Below are 14,759 nucleotides of genomic sequence, written 5' to 3' on the forward strand. Positions count from 1 at the left end.
ATGCCGTAGCGCTCGACCAGCTTCTCCATGTTGTCCGCCTGGTCGGGGTCCCCCATGGCGGCCTCCAGCGCCTTCATCTCCGCGGCGACGGTGCTGACCGGGCCCGCGCCGTCCATGACCTCGGACACCGCGCTGCGGCCGTTCATCTCCCCCACGTCCTGGCTGAAGTAGCCAATGGTGACGCCCCGGTCGATGGAGACCTGGCCCTCGTCCGGGTACTCCTGGCCGGTCATCATCCGGAACAGCGTCGTCTTGCCCGCGCCGTTCGGGCCGACCAGGCCCACCTTTTCACCCTTGTGAAGCGCAGCCGAAGCCTCCACGAAGAGGAGCTGCTGCCCGTGCTGCTTGCCGATGTTGTCGAGACGGATCATGTGCGTACCGGAGGCCCGGGAATCAGGCGGCGCGCCCTTATGCCACGACCTGCCCCCCAGATGGATGCTTCCGAACCCCCGGAGCCCCCGACTCCTTGCACCCGGCCAGGCAGGCAGGCCCCCGTCCGGGATTCCGCCCTGCCGGAAGGCCAGCTTCAGGAGTCGCGGTGCACCGTGCCCGGGGAGAACGCCGGGGTGCAGATGGCCACGTACTCCGCGCCCTCCTCGTCGGGGGTGCTGTAGCGGACCCACTCGCCCGGCTCGCACATCACCGTCTGGCCGGCGTGCACGTCCAGCACCCCGCCCTTGTGCTCCACCCGCAGCGTGCCGGCGAGCACCAGGGTGATTTCCCGGAACTCCGGCGTCTGTCCCGGCTCCTCCCACCCGCCCGGGCTGCGCATGTGCGCGACGCTGATGTTCTGCGTCTTCGAGTTCATCCGGCCGACGTACTCGTCGATGAGCTTCGGCTTGTTGCCCACCGCTGTCACACGGGTGGGCTTCTTGATGAGCGTGGGCATGGAGGTCGCCGCAAAGCATAGAGTGCCGCCGTGCTGACCGTCGACCCCCATCCCCTCCTCGACCTCGTCGCCTTCACCTCTTCCTTCCCGGCTCCCCTGGGAGACCTGCCCGCGCCCGAGTGGCTGAAGGCCCTGCTCAAGCCCGGCGCCACCGCGCCCCTCCAGAGCGACGACGCCGTGCGCGGCGCGGTGCGGGACCTGCTCCGCCACGGCGGCTACAAGCCCACCGGCCGGGGCAAGCCCGCGTCCGAGTACCTCGTGCGCGCTTCGGCGGACGGCACGCTCGACACCATCAACGCCGCGGTGGATGCGTGCAACGCCGTGTCGCTGCACAGCGGCCTGCCCATCAGCGTCGTGGACCTGGACCGCGCGCAGGCCCCGTTCCGCGTCGCCACCGCCATCCAGGGCGACCGCTACGTCTTCAACGCCTCCGGGCAGGAGATCGACCTGGAAGGCCTGCTGTGCCTCTTCGACGCGCAAGGCCCGTGCGCCAACGCGGTGAAGGACGCGCAGCGCACCAAGACGGACGCCACCACGCGCCGCACGCTCACGCTCGTGTGGGGCACGCGCGAGCTGGGCGACCGCTCGGCCCGCGCGTTCGCGTGGTACCGCGAGTTGCTGGAGCGCCTGGGCGCCACCGTCGAACCCGTGGGCTGAAAAGCGGGAAGGTCCTACGTCCGGGGCGCGCCGGCCTTCAGCCCCAGCCCGTCCAGGATGCGCCCCACCACCACGTCCGGCGGCGGCGTCACGTCCACGGACAGCGCGTCTTCCGGCGGCTCCAGGGTGCCCAACTGGCTGGCCAGCAGCACGGGCGGCATGAAGTGCCCCACGCGCTGCCGGAGCCGGGACTGGATGACGTCCGCGGGGGCGTGCAGGTACACCCACCGCTCGCGCTCGCGGTCCACGGAGAGCCGGTCGCGGTAGGCGCTCTTGAGCGCGGAGAACGCCAGCACCAGGTCCTCGCCGTGGGTGAGCGCCTTCTCCATCCGCGCGCGCAGGAGCACCAGCCAGGGCTGCCGGTCCGCGTCCGTCAGCGGCGTGCCGGCGGCCATCTTCTGGCGGTTCTCCGGCGAGTGCAGGTCGTCCGCGTCCACGAAGGACCAGCCCAGCCGGTCCGCGAGCGCCCGTCCCACCGTGGACTTTCCGGTGCCTGAAACGCCCATCACGATGACCACCATGCGGTGCCGCCTCCCGGAATCGCGCGCCCTCCATGCTGCGACCTTCCGCTCCCCGACGCCACGCGAGAAGCGCGGTCGATGATCACACAGGACACCCCGTATGAGCGTCCGCTGCCCAACGCCCTGCCGCGCATGCCCGCTGCGTGCTGATGGGGAGCCGCTACCCTGGGCGACATCATGATCTCCGCAGGCGCGACACCCCTCCGGGCCCTCGTCCGGTTCTTCCTGACCAGTGGCCTCCTGACACTCGTGGCGCTGGCGTCCTGCCGCGACCCCGCCGCCGCGGCCGGCACCGCGCTCTACGTCACCACCGAGTTCGAGCCCGCGCTCAACCTCACCCAGCTGCGCGTCTCCGGCACCGTGGCGGGCGGCATGGACGTGCCCACCACGATGCTGCCGGAGACCGCGGAGCGCGCCCTCCAGAGCGGCGAGAGCTTCCGCGTCCTCCTGCACGATGCCGCCGACGGCGCCCAGGCCACCGTCCGCGTGGAGGGCCTGCGCGACGGCGCCGTGCTCGCCACCGGCGAGGCCACCGCCACCGTGCGCGACGGCTACGAGGTGGAGGTCACCGTGCGGCTGTCCTCCGACCCGCTCCCGGACGGCGGCACGGGCGATGGCGGCACCCCGGATGCGGGCCCCGGCACCTTCTGCCTGGGCTGCCGTGACGGCTGCTGCCGGGACGGCGTGTGCGCGGACCGCACGGCCCGCACCTGTGGCGTGGGCGGCGTGGCGTGCTCGGACTGCACCGAGCAGAAGGCCGACACCTGCACGGCCCAGGGCACCTGCGCCTGCGGCAACGGTCCGGCGTGCGGCAAGAACGCGAGCCTGTGCTTCGGGGGCCAGTGCCGCTGCGGCCTCGGCAACGCGTGCGGCCCGGGCCTCGCGTGCGTGAGCGGCCAGTGCCGCTGCGACCCGTCCACCTGCGCGGGCTGCTGCATGAACAACGCCTGCGTCATCGGCACGGACAAGAACGAGTGCGGCAAGAGCGGCCAGGCGTGCAAGAAGTGCGACAAGAAGTGCAACCCCGACGGCAGCTGCGACTGACGCCGGGCCTCGGGCCCGCTACCGCACGGTGAAGGGGCGCGAGTTCCCCGAGTAGGGGTGCACGCGCCCGTCCCAGCCGGACTTCCAGTGGCCCTCGTGCACCAACCGGTAGGTGCCCGGCGCCGCGTCCGCGGGGATGGGCCAGTCGATGCGCACCTGCGAGCACGCGAGCGTGGGCACGCAGTACTCGCGCTGCCAGTGGTACAGCGCGCCGCCCTCTCCATCGTGCGCCACGTCCCGCCACGTCCCATCCGGCAGGCGCCGCTGCACGCGCAGGTACGTGCCGCCCTGCTTGAGGTTGTTGCGCGGATGCCCCGCCCAGAAGGTGGCGCTCGCCGTCTCGCCCCGGGCGTAGGAGGGCTTCGCCTCCGCGACGATGTCGCCGAAGTCCACCCACAGGAGCTTGTCGTCGAACACCACGCCGGGCTGCAGCCCCACCACCGCGCCTCGCAGGTCGCGCGGCGTCGGGCCCGGCGGCACGGGCGTCCCGTCGCGCAGCGCCCCGGCGAGCCCCGTGAAGGACTGCTGCAGCGCCGCCAGCGTCCACGGGCCGAAGTGCGTGGACGCGCCCTCGTAGTCCTGGCGCGCGTACTCCTCACGCGTGGCCACGTAGCCCGAGTAGGCGTTGGAGAGCCCGGCGATGACCACGTCCGTCACGCCCGTGCCCTGCAACTGCGCGAGCACCGTGTCGCGCAGGCGCCTGCCCGCCATGGTGGTCACCTCGAAGGGCACGGCCACCAGCGCCAGCGGACCCACCGTCACCAGCTGCAGGGGCAGCACCTCCGGGGACCACGGGTAGGGCTTCATGCTGCCCATCTCCAGCACGATGGGCTTCTCCGCCTGACAGGGCGTCGTCACCACCGCGCAGGTGAACTGGCTCCACAGGTCGTGCACGGACTCGCACGTGGCGCCCTCCGCGCCGAAGCCGGGCCCGTCCTCCGCGCCCGCCAGCATCGACACGCCGATGGCCGCCGGACACGTGCGGTGGGGCTCGCCGTCCGTGAGCGCGGGCGCCACGTCCACCGCGTCCATCTTCACGTAGGTGTGCCGGTAGTCCACGCCGCCCAGGAGCGGCATCGCGGCGGTGGCCCACAGGTGCGCGGCGAAGTCGTACTGCTTGCGCGCGGACAGCTCCGCGTCCTCGAAGTCGTTCGCGCCGCCGCCGTTCGTCCCGCCCAGGATGTTGGGCGTGACGTCGCCCTCGTTCGCGTTGGCGAAGGCCGCGACGAAGGTGTCCGGACCTCCTGGGGTGAGCCCGCCCTCCCCCGCCTCGAAGTAGCGCGACGCCAGCCCCTTGTTGTCACCGCTGATGAAGGTGTTGGTGTTGCCAAAGGACGTGCCGTGCACGGCGAACCAGTTGACGAGGCCCAGCTCGTGCCCGTCCGCGCGCGTCAGCCGCAGCAGCGTCATGCGCGGGTCGACGTCGTCCGGGTAGCGAGCGCGCTCGGACGCGGGGTTTCGCAGGTAGGCGTTTGGGGAGCGGTTGACGCTCGCGCCCCTCAAGTCGCCCGAGGCCAGGCGCAGCGAGCCCTCGGCCAGCCGCGCGTTGGCGCGGAGGATGGAGTCCACGATGCCGGAGACGATGGCCTCGAAGTTCTGCGGCACGAAGCCGAAGGTGGTCAGGTTGTAGAGCGTGTAGTGGCTGAAGCCGCCCACCCCCGCGTGCGTGTGCGTGGCGCTCAGGACCACGTTGTCGTCGGAGTACACGTCCCCCAGCTTCGCGCGCAGCCGCTCCACCACCTGCTGCTTCACCGCCTGGAACAGCTCGCCCAGGTCCGCGCTCACGAAGGCCACGCGGCGGCCGTTGCACGGCGAGGCAATGACGAACGCGCGCGAGTACAGCCGCAGGTGGATGCCCTCCGTCTTCTGCGCCACCTGCGCGTAGCCCATCATCCCCACCTCCGCCGCGGGGCCGGTGATGTCGGAGCGCGCCGTGCCCAGGAGGAAGCGCGAGGAGCCCGCACAGGCGTCCTCCGTCACGGCTTGCGCCGTCATGGCCTCCGACGCCCCGGCTTCGGGCAGCAGGCCCGCATGGGTCGGGCCCACGGTCAGCACGCTGCCCAGCAGCAGCCCGAGCAAGGGGGCGAGGCGAGCGGTCAGCGGGCGCATGGCATCCTCCAGGATCCCCAGCAGGGCCTTCAGGCAGGCGCCGCCGGGAGCGAAAGTCGGCCCGTCAGCATGGGGGAGGGCCCCAGGGTGGACCCATCGCCCCGAAGAAGACAGTGCGCGCGAGGACAGGCCGTCCGACGCACCACACTCGAACATGGGAGCGTGGCGGTTTCAGTCCACTGCGCGGCAGCGGCCCGGCGGCCTGCTTCCGGCGCGGACGTCAGACCACGGGCGCGGTGCGCACGGCGGGGTGCAGGGCCACGTGGAAGGTGGCGCCGTGGCCCGGCGCGGAGTCCACGCTGATGCTGCCGCCCAGCGCGCGCACGATGGTGTCGCAGATGGACAGGCCCAGGCCGGTGCCCTGGCCGGGCGCCTTGGTGGTGAAGAACGGGTCGAAGATGCGGCGCACGTGCTCCGGCGCGATGCCGCGGCCGGTGTCGCGCACGTCCACCACCACCTGGCCGTCGGCGTCCACGCGGCTGATGAGGCGGATTTCATGCGTGTCCGTGAAGCCCTCCGGAATCGCCTGCGCGGCGTTGATGACCAGGTTGAGGAACACCTGGAACAGCTTGCCCTCGTTGCCGCGCACCGCTGGCACGGTGCCGTACTGCTTCACCAGCCGGGCGCGCGGACGGATCTCACTGGCCGCCATCTGCGTCACGGAGTCCAGCACGCGGTGCAGGTCCACCGGCTCGTCGTGCGCGTCGTCCACGCGGGAGAAGACCTTGAGCTGGCGGACGATCTGCCGCATCCGCTCCGAGCCCTCGCGCGCGTCCTCCAGCACCTGCTGGTACTCCAGCAGCTCCTCGGCGCCCAGGGGGCGGGGCATGGGGCCCAGCGCGCGGTGCAGGAACTCCAGGTTGGACAGCACGTAGGACAGCGGGTTGTTGAGCTCGTGCGCGATGCCCGCGGCGAGCATGCCCATGGAGGCCAGCCGGTCTCCCAGCATGAGCTGCGCCTGCATGTGCTTGCGCTCGGTGAAGTCGCGCGCCACGGTGACGCGCGCGGGCACCCCGTCGAAGAGCACGCCCAGCGTCACCAGGTCCGCGCTCACCACCTGCCCGTCGCGGCGCACCAGGGGCACCTCGTGCGAGCGGGCCGCGAGCCCTCCGTCCTGCGCCTCCTCCAGGTGGCGGCGCGCCACCTCCTGGTCCTCGCGGCGCACCAGCCCCAGCAGGTGCCGGCCCAGCAGCTCCGCCGGATCCTGGTAGCCCAGGTACTTGGCCATGGCCGGGTTCACCGACAGGAGCATGCCGTCCGTCGTGTGCACCACCACGGGGTCCGGGAACCCTTCGATGAGCAGGTGGAAGCCCGCCTCCGTGCGGCGCAGCGCGGTCTCCGTGCGCACGCGCAGCGCGTCCGTGGTGTGCTGCTCCAGCGCCAGCGACAGCGCGCCCGCCGCGCCGGACAAGAGCTTCACCTCCACGTGCGACCAGGCCCGGGCCTCGTCACAGTTGTCGAAGCCGATGAAGCCGAACAGCTCCCCGTGCACCCTCAGGGGCAGCACCAGCAGGGAGCGGATGCCCTGGGCCTTGAGCACCGGCGTGATGCCTTCACAGAAGACCTCGGGCGTGCCCTGCACCGCCTCGCCCCGGCCCAGCTCCTCCAGGTGGTGCAGGCGGAAGGACTCATCCACCGGCGCCCCCTGCGTCTCCGGGTTGTCCAGTTCGCGCGACACGCCGGGCGCGGCCCACTCCGCGCGCTGGGACTGGAGCATCCGGCCGGAGCCGTCGCGGTGGAACTCGAAGACGTAGGCGCGGCTGGCGCCCGCCACCCGGCCCAGCGGCTCCAGGATGGCGTTGTACAGGTCCCCCGCGGACTCGGGCTCCAGCAGGCGCCGCTGCACCTCCACCATGGCGCCCAGGTAGCGCTCGCGCGTGGTGGCGGCCTCCTCCGCGAGCCTGCGCGCGGTGACGTCCACCAGCGTGCCCAGCACGCCGCCCAGGCGCTCCGGATCGCCGGTGACGGACACCTCCACCCAGCGCGGCTGCGTCCCGCCCGTGAGCCGCAGCTCCAGCCGCGCCGGTGAGTCCACGCGGGAGATGGCCGTGCGCAGGAGCGCGCGCGCCTGGTCCCGGTCCTCCGGATGGAACAGGTCCACCAGCGCGCGGCCCTTCCACGCGTCCGCGGGCGTCCCCACCAGCCGCTCCCAGGCGCGGCACGTCAGGAGGAGCCGGCCGGCCGCATCCAGCTCGAAGATGACCTCGCGCAGGAGCGAGCCGGCGCGCTGGAAGCGGCGGGTGTCCACGAGGTCGCTCGCCACGGAGGTCTGCCCCGGCATGGCGCCGATCCCCGTCTCGCGTTGCTCCTGGGACACCGCGGCCTCCTCACGGTTGAAACGGGCCCACCCATGGCCAAGGAGACAACCCACCCGGTTCGCCCGGGCGCCTGTCCCCTCTGTGTTTCACCGAGGACCGAAGCATAAGGCGCTCGAATGTTTCAAAGTCAATGGACCTGCCCGGGGCTCAGGGGTTCCCCTCAGGGTCTGGAGGCTCCCAACCTCCCGGCATTCCAGAGCGCGGGCGATGGCGACGGTCACCGAGCAGGCGTGCAGGGGATCCCCCGACGATGCCCCATGCGGGCACGTCCCGGGTGACGACGGCGCCCATGCCGACGACGGCGTGGTCTCCCACGGTGACGCCGTCGGTGATGCCGGCGTTGGCGCCCACCCAGACGTCCTGGCCGATCACGATGCCCTTTGATGTGACGGGCTGGTCACGCACGGGGCGGTCCGGCGCGAGGCCGTGGTCGAACGCGTAGAGCGCGGCGCCGCTGGCGATGCGGGTGCCGTCGCCGATGCGGATGCCCACCGTGCCGCCGTCCAGGCTGACGCGCGCGTTGAGGCTGACGCGCGACTCCAGCACCACCGGGCCGTGCACGAACGCGTCCGCGGCGATACTGCACCCCGGTCCAATCCTCACCGTGCGGCCGGGCTCCGCGAAGATGCGCGCCTCGGGGGCGATGAAGCACCCTTCCGCGATTTCGACGGTCTCCAATTCGCGCAGGCGGTCCTGCACCTCGCGCTGCCAGGCCTCCGCCCACTCGCGGTGGCGCGGCTTGAGGACGAAGTAGAGCCACGGCATCCAGGACAGCCGCAGCTTGTGCTGTTGGCGGCGTTGCGCTTGGAGATCCACGGGCCAATCACTATCACGGCTCCGGCCGGTGTCAGCGGGAGGCGGGCACGACGGTGAAGTGGCAGCGCTCGCGCTCCGCCGCCACGGCGTCCGTGTCCATGGGGACGGGCTGCAGGCGGCACAGCATGTCGTCCGGCTCCCACGGGTACGGCTGGCCGTCCAGGCGCACGCGCCCCTCGGCCACGGCGCGGGTGGCCTCCACGAGCGGCAGCGCGGACAGGTCGCGCATCAGCGCCTCGAAGCGGCCCTGGCGCTCCGGGGTGGAGAAGTGGAAGCGGGAGCGGGCGACGACGGCCAGGTGGTACCACATGGGCCGGAAGGCGAGCCCCGCGAGCCCCAGGCGCTGGGCCATGGTGAGCAGCGTCTCCGTCGTCTCGCGCGACAGGCCCAGGCCGGGCACCTCCTGGCCGGGCAGCTGCGGGCGCTTGTCGCTGAAGCGCGCGCGCGGGTGGCGCAGGCTCAGCCAGTTGGCGAAGAGGAACGTCTCCCCCTGGAGGACCTTCTTCTCCAGGACGGAGTCGGACAGCAGGTGTTCCTGGCCGCCCGCGTGGCCCAGCACCTTGATGCGGTCGCCGGTGCCGCCGGTGGAGGACACCTCCACGCGCAGGCGGCTGTAGCCCAGGCGCTCCACGTACGACAGCAGGCCGTAGCGGAAGAGGGCGTACTCGATGCCCTGGGCGGTGTAGTGGCCCAGCACGCGCGGCTGCACCTCCGGCCCCAGGCGCAGGGGGCCTTCCAGGTCCTCCAGCGTGATGGGCTCCTCGCCCGCGACCAGGCCGGGCGGGCCCCCTTCCGGGTCGAGCAGGTGCGCGATGCGCTGGAAGCGCGCGCTCAGCGGATCATACCGGGCGGTGATGCGCTGATGGCCCAGGCCGGCGAGCACCAGCACGGTGCCCGCGAAGAGCTTCCAGGACTCGGCGTGGTAGCCGCCGCCGGGCAGCCACACGCTGGGGAGACCCCGGAGCGCGGAGGCGATGGCCACGTCTCGCTTGCGCGCGCCCGCGAGCGTGATGCCCACGCGCCCGAAGCGGTCCCCGCCGAGCACGTCCCCTCCGGCGATGACGAAGGTGATGTCCGAGCGGGGCATGCGCGACAGCAGGTCCTTCACCTTCTGCACGTAGGTGGCGTCGTCGCACCCGTCCTGCACGCGCGTCTCGTCCACGCCGGGGGGCAGCGTGCCCCAGTCGCTGCCGGACACGGAGCCGATCCACACCTTCGGCTGGCCCGCGAGGCACGCGGCGGTGCCGTCCGGCGGGTGCGCGTCCAGGTCCAGCACGGCGACGGAGCCGTCGAAGCCCGAGGCGCGCAGGTCCGCCACCGCCACGGCGATGTCATTGACGGTGCAGAAGCCGCCGCCCCGGTCCGGCCGCGCGTGGTGGAAGCCGCCGGCCATGTTCACCACCGGGCCCTGCCGCGCGAGCGCCAGCCGGGCCGCGCCCAGGGTGCCGCCGCACACGAGGCGCACGCTGTCGAGCAGCGCGTCCACGGGGACCTCCGACGGGTCGGTGGCGTAGATGCGCGCGAGCGTCGCCGGGTCGGAGAGGGACTCCAGGTAGCGGGCGTCGTGCACGCGCGCGAGCTGGGCGTAGGACACGGGCACGGGGTGGCGGACGTCCGCGGCGCGCACCACGCCGGCCTCCAGCAGGTACCAGGTGGTGAAGTCGGTGCCGCGCGGCTCGATGCCCACGGAGGACTCGATGCCGGACAGTGGCAGGCGGTAGGCCTCGTCGTAGAAGACGTGCACCCGGCCGCGTCCCAGGCCCAGCCGCCAGAGCCAGCCTTGAATCATCCGCGCCTCGTCGGAGCAGGCGGGGGCGGACGGCGCGGGTGCACGGGAGGATGGGACACGGAGGAGGCAGACCCTACGCGCGAGGCGACGGAGGTGGGGGCTCTTTCTTGCGAGGCGTGGGCCCCGGGCGCAAGCCTCATTCCACGGGGCGATGGGCCTCTTCGCGCAGCGCGGGGCTGCGGCGGCGCACGCCCTTGGCGGCCACGGTGACGAACAGGGCCCACGCGAGGCCGGCCACCCAGCCGCCGAGCACGTCGGTGGGGTAGTGGACGCCCAGGTACACGCGGGTGCAGCCGACGAGCACGGAGAGCACGACCGCCATGGACAGGAGATAGACCTTCACGCGCCGGTGTTCGGCGAACTGGGCCGTGAGCGCGCCCAGGGTGAGGTAGGTGATGGCGGACAGCATGGCGTGGCCGCTGGGGAAGCTGGTGGACATGGTCTCGGTGAGGTGGGGGACGACCGAGGGGCGTGGGCGGTTGAAGAGGGACTTCAGCACGGCGTTGAGGAGCCACCCCGTCACGATGGCGCTCAAGACGAACAGGGACGTGCGGTAGCGGCGGGCCACCAGCAGGAAGCCGCACACGGTCGCGGTGAGGAGCGACAGCACGGGAAAGCCGCCCAGCGACGTCACGTCGCGCGCGGTCTCCGCGAGCCACCAGGGGCCCCGGGGCAGCGCGGGATCCTCGGGGCGGCGCAGGGAGCGCACGATGCGCTCGTCGATGTCCTGCGTGTCGCCTTCATGCACCTCGTCCGACAGGACGACGAACCCCAGGACGCACGCCACCACGAGCAACAGCAGGCCCAGCGGCCGCGTCACCATCACGTCCCAACCCGACAGCCACTTCCACGGCCCGCGTAACATGGCCGTGACATAGGCCCTGCCCCCCAGGGCCGCTACCGCGATTTGCGCGGGAGTGTCGGACAGGCTCCATGGGTGGGGAGGTTGCCGTGAAGACGGAGTGGTCCAGCCCTTGGCAGTGCCCTGTCGTGGCCCTCGTCGTCGGCAGCGCCAATGGCCGTTCGCGCTCTGCCAGCCGCGTTAGGCTCCGTCCATGCCCGATGCACAGGCCTGGGACGCGATCAGGGAGCTGAACCACAAGGTGTCCGACCTGGGTCAGCCGTTCGCATTGACGGAGGACGTGCGCGCCCTGTTGCGCGACACCGCCCCGGACGTTGCCATCACTGCGGAGGAAGCGGCGGAAGCGCTCCAAAGCGAGGCGAGCACGGCGGCACTGCTCGTGGAGATCGCACGGCGAATCCGCGAAGGCTCCCACCGCCTCTCGCGCATGCTCGGCGAGTTGGACCGGCGCCAACAGACAGGTGACGCGGACGGCGCGCGGCAGCTGCTCCTGGACGTGCTCGCGGTCGAAGTCGTCCCGCACTACCGGGACATCATCCACACGTACCTCGCCGCCCTGGATGAAGAGGATTGATGCTCGCGCGAACGACCGAGGGCGGACTGCACCTTCATCCATCGCGGCGCTCCGGTCTGATGCGCTGTCGCCTACCGTCCTGAAGGTCTGAGCACTCCGGCGCCGGGCGTACGCCCCCGGACGCTCGAGCCGGGTCGGCATTGTCAGCCGCGCATGGGCTGTTATCACCCGGGGACGTTCGCACCTGGGAGGCACCGCACATGGCCATCGCCACCATCAGCCCCACCACGGGCAAGACGCTGCGCACCTTCGAGGCGCTCTCCCCCAAGGAACTGGACCTCAAGCTGCAACGGGCCGCGGACACGTTCCGCGCCTACCGGGAGACGTCCTTCGCGGACCGCGCCCGGTGGATGCGCCGCGCGGCCGAAATCCTGGAGGTGGAGGCCGACCGCTTCGGCCACCTGATGACGGAGGAGATGGGCAAGCCACTGGAGGCCGCGAAGGCCGAGTCCCGCAAGAGCGCCACCGCCTGCCGCTACTACGTCACCCGCGCGGAGAAGCTCCTGCGCGACGTGCCCATCGACGTGGACGGCGACACCGCCTTCGTCCGCTACCAGCCCCTGGGCCCCGTGCTCGCCATCATGCCGTGGAACTTCCCCTTCTGGCAGGTCGTCCGCTTCGCCGCGCCCGCCCTCATGGCCGGCAACGTGGGCCTGCTCAAGCACGCCTCCAACGTGCCCCAGTGCGCGCTCGCGCTGGAGGAGGTGTTCCTCAACGCCGGCTTCCCCGAGGGCGCCTTCCAATCGCTGTTCATCGACACGTCGGAGGTGAACCGCGTCATCGAGGATCCTCGCGTGAAGGCCGTCACGCTCACCGGCAGCGAGGGCGCGGGCCGCTCCGTGGGCGCCGCCGCGGGCCGGGCCATCAAGAAGGTGGTGCTGGAGCTGGGCGGCAGCGATCCGTTCATCGTCATGCCCAGCGCGGACCTGGACCGGGCCGTGGAGGCCGCCGTGTCCGCGCGCCTCATCAACAACGGCCAGTCCTGCATCGCGGCCAAGCGCTTCATCATCGCGGAGCCCATCGCGCAGGACTTCGAGCGCCGCTTCGTGGAGCGCATGAAGACCATGGTGGTCGGCGACCCCATGGACCCCAAGACGGACGTGGGGCCGCTCGCCACCCACGGCATCCTGGAGGGCCTGCACGCCCAGGTGCAGGCGAGCGTGAAGGCCGGAGCCCGGCTCCTGCTGGGAGGCAAACCCCAGGGCGGCCCAGGCAACTTCTATCCGCCCACCGTGCTCGCCGACCCGCCGCCCCAGGCGCCCGCGTTCCATGACGAGCTCTTCGGCCCCGTGGCCACCCTCCTGCGCGCCCGCGACCTGGAGCACGCGGTGGAGCTGGCCAACGCGACGCCGTTCGGCCTGGGCGCGAGCGTGTGGACCCAGGACGCCGCGGAGCAGCGCCGGTTCATCGACGGCATCGAGGCTGGGATGGTGTTCGTCAACGCGCTCGTCGCCTCCGACGCGCGCCTGCCCTTCGGCGGCGTGAAGCACTCCGGGCACGGCCGCGAGCTGGCGGACCTGGGCCTGCGAGAGTTCGTCAACGCGAAGACCGTGCGCATCAGCGGGCCGTCCGGAAGCGCTCCGCCGTCGAAGCACGCGGGCGAGTAGCGCCCCCCGCTAGCGCGTGCGCACCCGGCCATCCGTGGGCGCGCCGTGCACCTCTTCCAGCGCCTGGGTGACGGCGTCCACCTCCGCGCCCAGCTGCTCCACGCTGTGGCGCAGGCCCGCGCCCGCCACGTCCAGGTCCGCGGTGTCCGCCGAGCGCACCCGCAGCACCTGGGCGTAGAGGTTCTCCAGCGTGTAGGCCAGCCGCGTGAACTCGGCCTCCAGCCGGTCCGCCGCGCGGCCCAGCTCCGTGCGCTGGCGCACCTGTTCGTCCAGCACCTGCAACGCCGCGCGCAACCGGTCGCGCACCACGCTGTCCTCCTCCGAGGCCCAGCGCGTCTCCAGCTTCTTGCGCTCCTCACCCAGCCGCTGCACGTCCTCCGGCGGGGCCACCGTGCGCAGCTCCCGCTCGCGGCGGATGAGCTCGTGGCAGCCCTTGCGCAGGTCCTGCACGGTGCGGTCGGGCGAGCGCACCATCTCCTGCAACACGCCCGGCGCCGCGCGCAGCTCCGCCATCAGCTTCTCGCAGACGGCGTCCACGCGCGCGAGGCGCGGATCCGCCGGCACGGCCGCGGGCACCCTCTTCTCCACCGGCAGCGCCGGGGCGGAGGACGGCTCCTCCACGCGCGTCAGCAGCGGGTTGTTGACGGGGCGCAGGTGCTTGGCGGCCCCCCGGAAGAACGCGAGCGCCACGAAGAGCAGCCACCAGTATTCGTGGCGCTGCCCGATGGCGGTCACCACGCACGCCAGCGCGACGATGAGCTGCCCCCACCCCAGCACCGGGTTGCGCGAGGCCTCTTCACGGGCCGCCTTCTCCGCTCGCCTCGCCTGGCGGTACGACTGCTGCTGGGCGACATACGCGTCGCGCTTGGCCTGCCGCTCCGCCCGGCGCAGGGCGTCCTTCGACTCGCGCTCCCACTGCTTCTCCCACCGCTGGCGCTCCCGCTCCGCGCCGCGCTCCCACTCCCGCTCCCAGCGGTCGCGCTCCTTGTCGGTGGGCAGGCGGCCCATCCGGCGCACCCACCCCTCCAGCGCTGCGTCCTTGCGCGCGCGGCCCTCCTCGATGGCCGCCTCCAGCCGGCGCAGGCGCTCGGCCGCATCGGGAGAGGACGGGGAGGCAGGCGGCGCTTCGCGGTCTCGGGGCACGCGGTGACGCTAACAACTTCTCCCGGGGTTGGGGACTGTCGGCGGCAGGCCCATAAGGGCAGGTGTTGAGCCCGTGGCGGGCAGCGGGCAGGCGGACGGACCCGCGCGGTGGCCCGTCCGGATGGGATGCGGTACTGGGAGGGCACGATGACCCTTCCCGCCGCGTCCCGCCGCTTCCAGTGGTTCAGCCAGGGCGTCCTCGTCTACACGCTGGGCGTCATCCTCTGGGGCGCGTTCGTGCGCGCCACCGGCTCCGGCGCGGGGTGCGGCGACCACTGGCCGGTGTGCAACGGCGACGTGGTGCCACGCGCCCCCACCGTGCAGACGCTCATCGAGTACACCCACCGGCTCACCAGCGGCCTCGCCACGGTGCTCGCCGTCGCCCTCTACGTCTGGGCCCGGCGCGCCGTCCCCCAGGCCCATCCCGCCC

General features: G+C 72.4%; 14 protein-coding genes. 5 read left to right on the forward strand and 9 right to left on the reverse strand.

From position 1 onward, the window contains the following. The coding region (locus D7V93_RS21275; RefSeq protein WP_147451261.1) for an ATP-binding cassette domain-containing protein at positions 1 to 371 on the reverse strand (371 nt) is incomplete at its 3' end. Between the two features lie 155 nt (positions 372 to 526). Next, a complete protein-coding gene (locus tag D7V93_RS21280; protein ID WP_120645160.1) occupies positions 527 to 889 on the reverse strand; it encodes a cupin domain-containing protein in 363 nt (120 codons plus the stop codon). 30 nt (positions 890 to 919) lie between these two features. On the opposite strand from D7V93_RS21280, the gene D7V93_RS21285 reads away from it, so the two are divergent. Continuing rightward, a complete protein-coding gene (locus tag D7V93_RS21285) occupies positions 920 to 1,546 on the forward strand; it encodes a phenylalanine--tRNA ligase beta subunit-related protein (RefSeq protein WP_120645161.1) in 627 nt (208 codons plus the stop codon). A 14-nt stretch (positions 1,547 to 1,560) separates the two neighbouring features. Here the strand turns inward: D7V93_RS21285 and D7V93_RS21290 are convergent, their stop codons facing one another. Then, entirely contained in the window at positions 1,561 to 2,067 is a 507-nt protein-coding gene (locus D7V93_RS21290) for a gluconokinase (protein ID WP_120645162.1), read from the reverse strand. A 177-nt stretch (positions 2,068 to 2,244) separates the two neighbouring features. On the opposite strand from D7V93_RS21290, the gene D7V93_RS21295 reads away from it, so the two are divergent. Continuing rightward, a complete protein-coding gene (locus D7V93_RS21295) occupies positions 2,245 to 3,111 on the forward strand; it encodes a hypothetical protein (protein WP_120645163.1) in 867 nt (288 codons plus the stop codon). An 18-nt stretch (positions 3,112 to 3,129) separates the two neighbouring features. On the opposite strand, the gene D7V93_RS21300 is transcribed toward D7V93_RS21295, so the two are convergent. The 5 genes from D7V93_RS21300 to D7V93_RS21320 all read right to left on the reverse strand — a co-directional run bounded on the left by D7V93_RS21300 (position 3,130) and on the right by D7V93_RS21320 (position 11,008). Continuing rightward, complete coding sequence (locus tag D7V93_RS21300) at positions 3,130 to 5,220, reverse strand: neutral/alkaline ceramidase (protein ID WP_120645164.1); 2,091 nt, start codon at positions 5,218 to 5,220, stop codon at positions 3,130 to 3,132. A 220-nt stretch (positions 5,221 to 5,440) separates the two neighbouring features. Beyond that, positions 5,441 to 7,537, reverse strand: a complete 2,097-nt coding sequence (locus D7V93_RS21305) for an ATP-binding protein (RefSeq protein ID WP_244237418.1) — start codon at positions 7,535 to 7,537, stop codon at positions 5,441 to 5,443. A 148-nt stretch (positions 7,538 to 7,685) separates the two neighbouring features. Next, positions 7,686 to 8,354, reverse strand: a complete 669-nt coding sequence (locus tag D7V93_RS21310) for an acyltransferase (protein WP_120645165.1) — start codon at positions 8,352 to 8,354, stop codon at positions 7,686 to 7,688. A gap of 31 nt (positions 8,355 to 8,385) precedes the next feature. Beyond that, positions 8,386 to 10,143, reverse strand: a complete 1,758-nt coding sequence (locus D7V93_RS21315) for a histone deacetylase family protein (protein ID WP_120645166.1) — start codon at positions 10,141 to 10,143, stop codon at positions 8,386 to 8,388. Positions 10,144 to 10,279: 136 nt separating this feature from the next. Further along, complete coding sequence (locus D7V93_RS21320; RefSeq protein ID WP_120645167.1) at positions 10,280 to 11,008, reverse strand: phosphatase PAP2 family protein; 729 nt, start codon at positions 11,006 to 11,008, stop codon at positions 10,280 to 10,282. A 190-nt stretch (positions 11,009 to 11,198) separates the two neighbouring features. Between D7V93_RS21320 and D7V93_RS21325 the strand changes: the two genes are divergently transcribed. Both D7V93_RS21325 and D7V93_RS21330 read left to right on the forward strand, forming a co-directional pair. After that, a complete protein-coding gene (locus D7V93_RS21325) occupies positions 11,199 to 11,579 on the forward strand; it encodes a DUSAM domain-containing protein (protein ID WP_120645168.1) in 381 nt (126 codons plus the stop codon). Positions 11,580 to 11,779: 200 nt separating this feature from the next. Further along, a complete protein-coding gene (locus D7V93_RS21330) occupies positions 11,780 to 13,186 on the forward strand; it encodes an NAD-dependent succinate-semialdehyde dehydrogenase (RefSeq protein WP_120645169.1) in 1,407 nt (468 codons plus the stop codon). 9 nt (positions 13,187 to 13,195) lie between these two features. On the opposite strand, the gene D7V93_RS21335 is transcribed toward D7V93_RS21330, so the two are convergent. After that, complete coding sequence (locus D7V93_RS21335) at positions 13,196 to 14,329, reverse strand: coiled-coil domain-containing protein (protein ID WP_208723090.1); 1,134 nt, start codon at positions 14,327 to 14,329, stop codon at positions 13,196 to 13,198. Between the two features lie 147 nt (positions 14,330 to 14,476). Here D7V93_RS21335 and D7V93_RS21340 point away from each other — a divergent pair. Then, the coding region (locus D7V93_RS21340; protein WP_208723091.1) for a COX15/CtaA family protein at positions 14,477 to 14,759 on the forward strand (283 nt) is incomplete at its 3' end.

It is taken from the genome of Corallococcus llansteffanensis (assembly GCF_003612055.1).
Taxonomy (GTDB): Bacteria; Myxococcota; Myxococcia; order Myxococcales; family Myxococcaceae; genus Corallococcus; species Corallococcus llansteffanensis.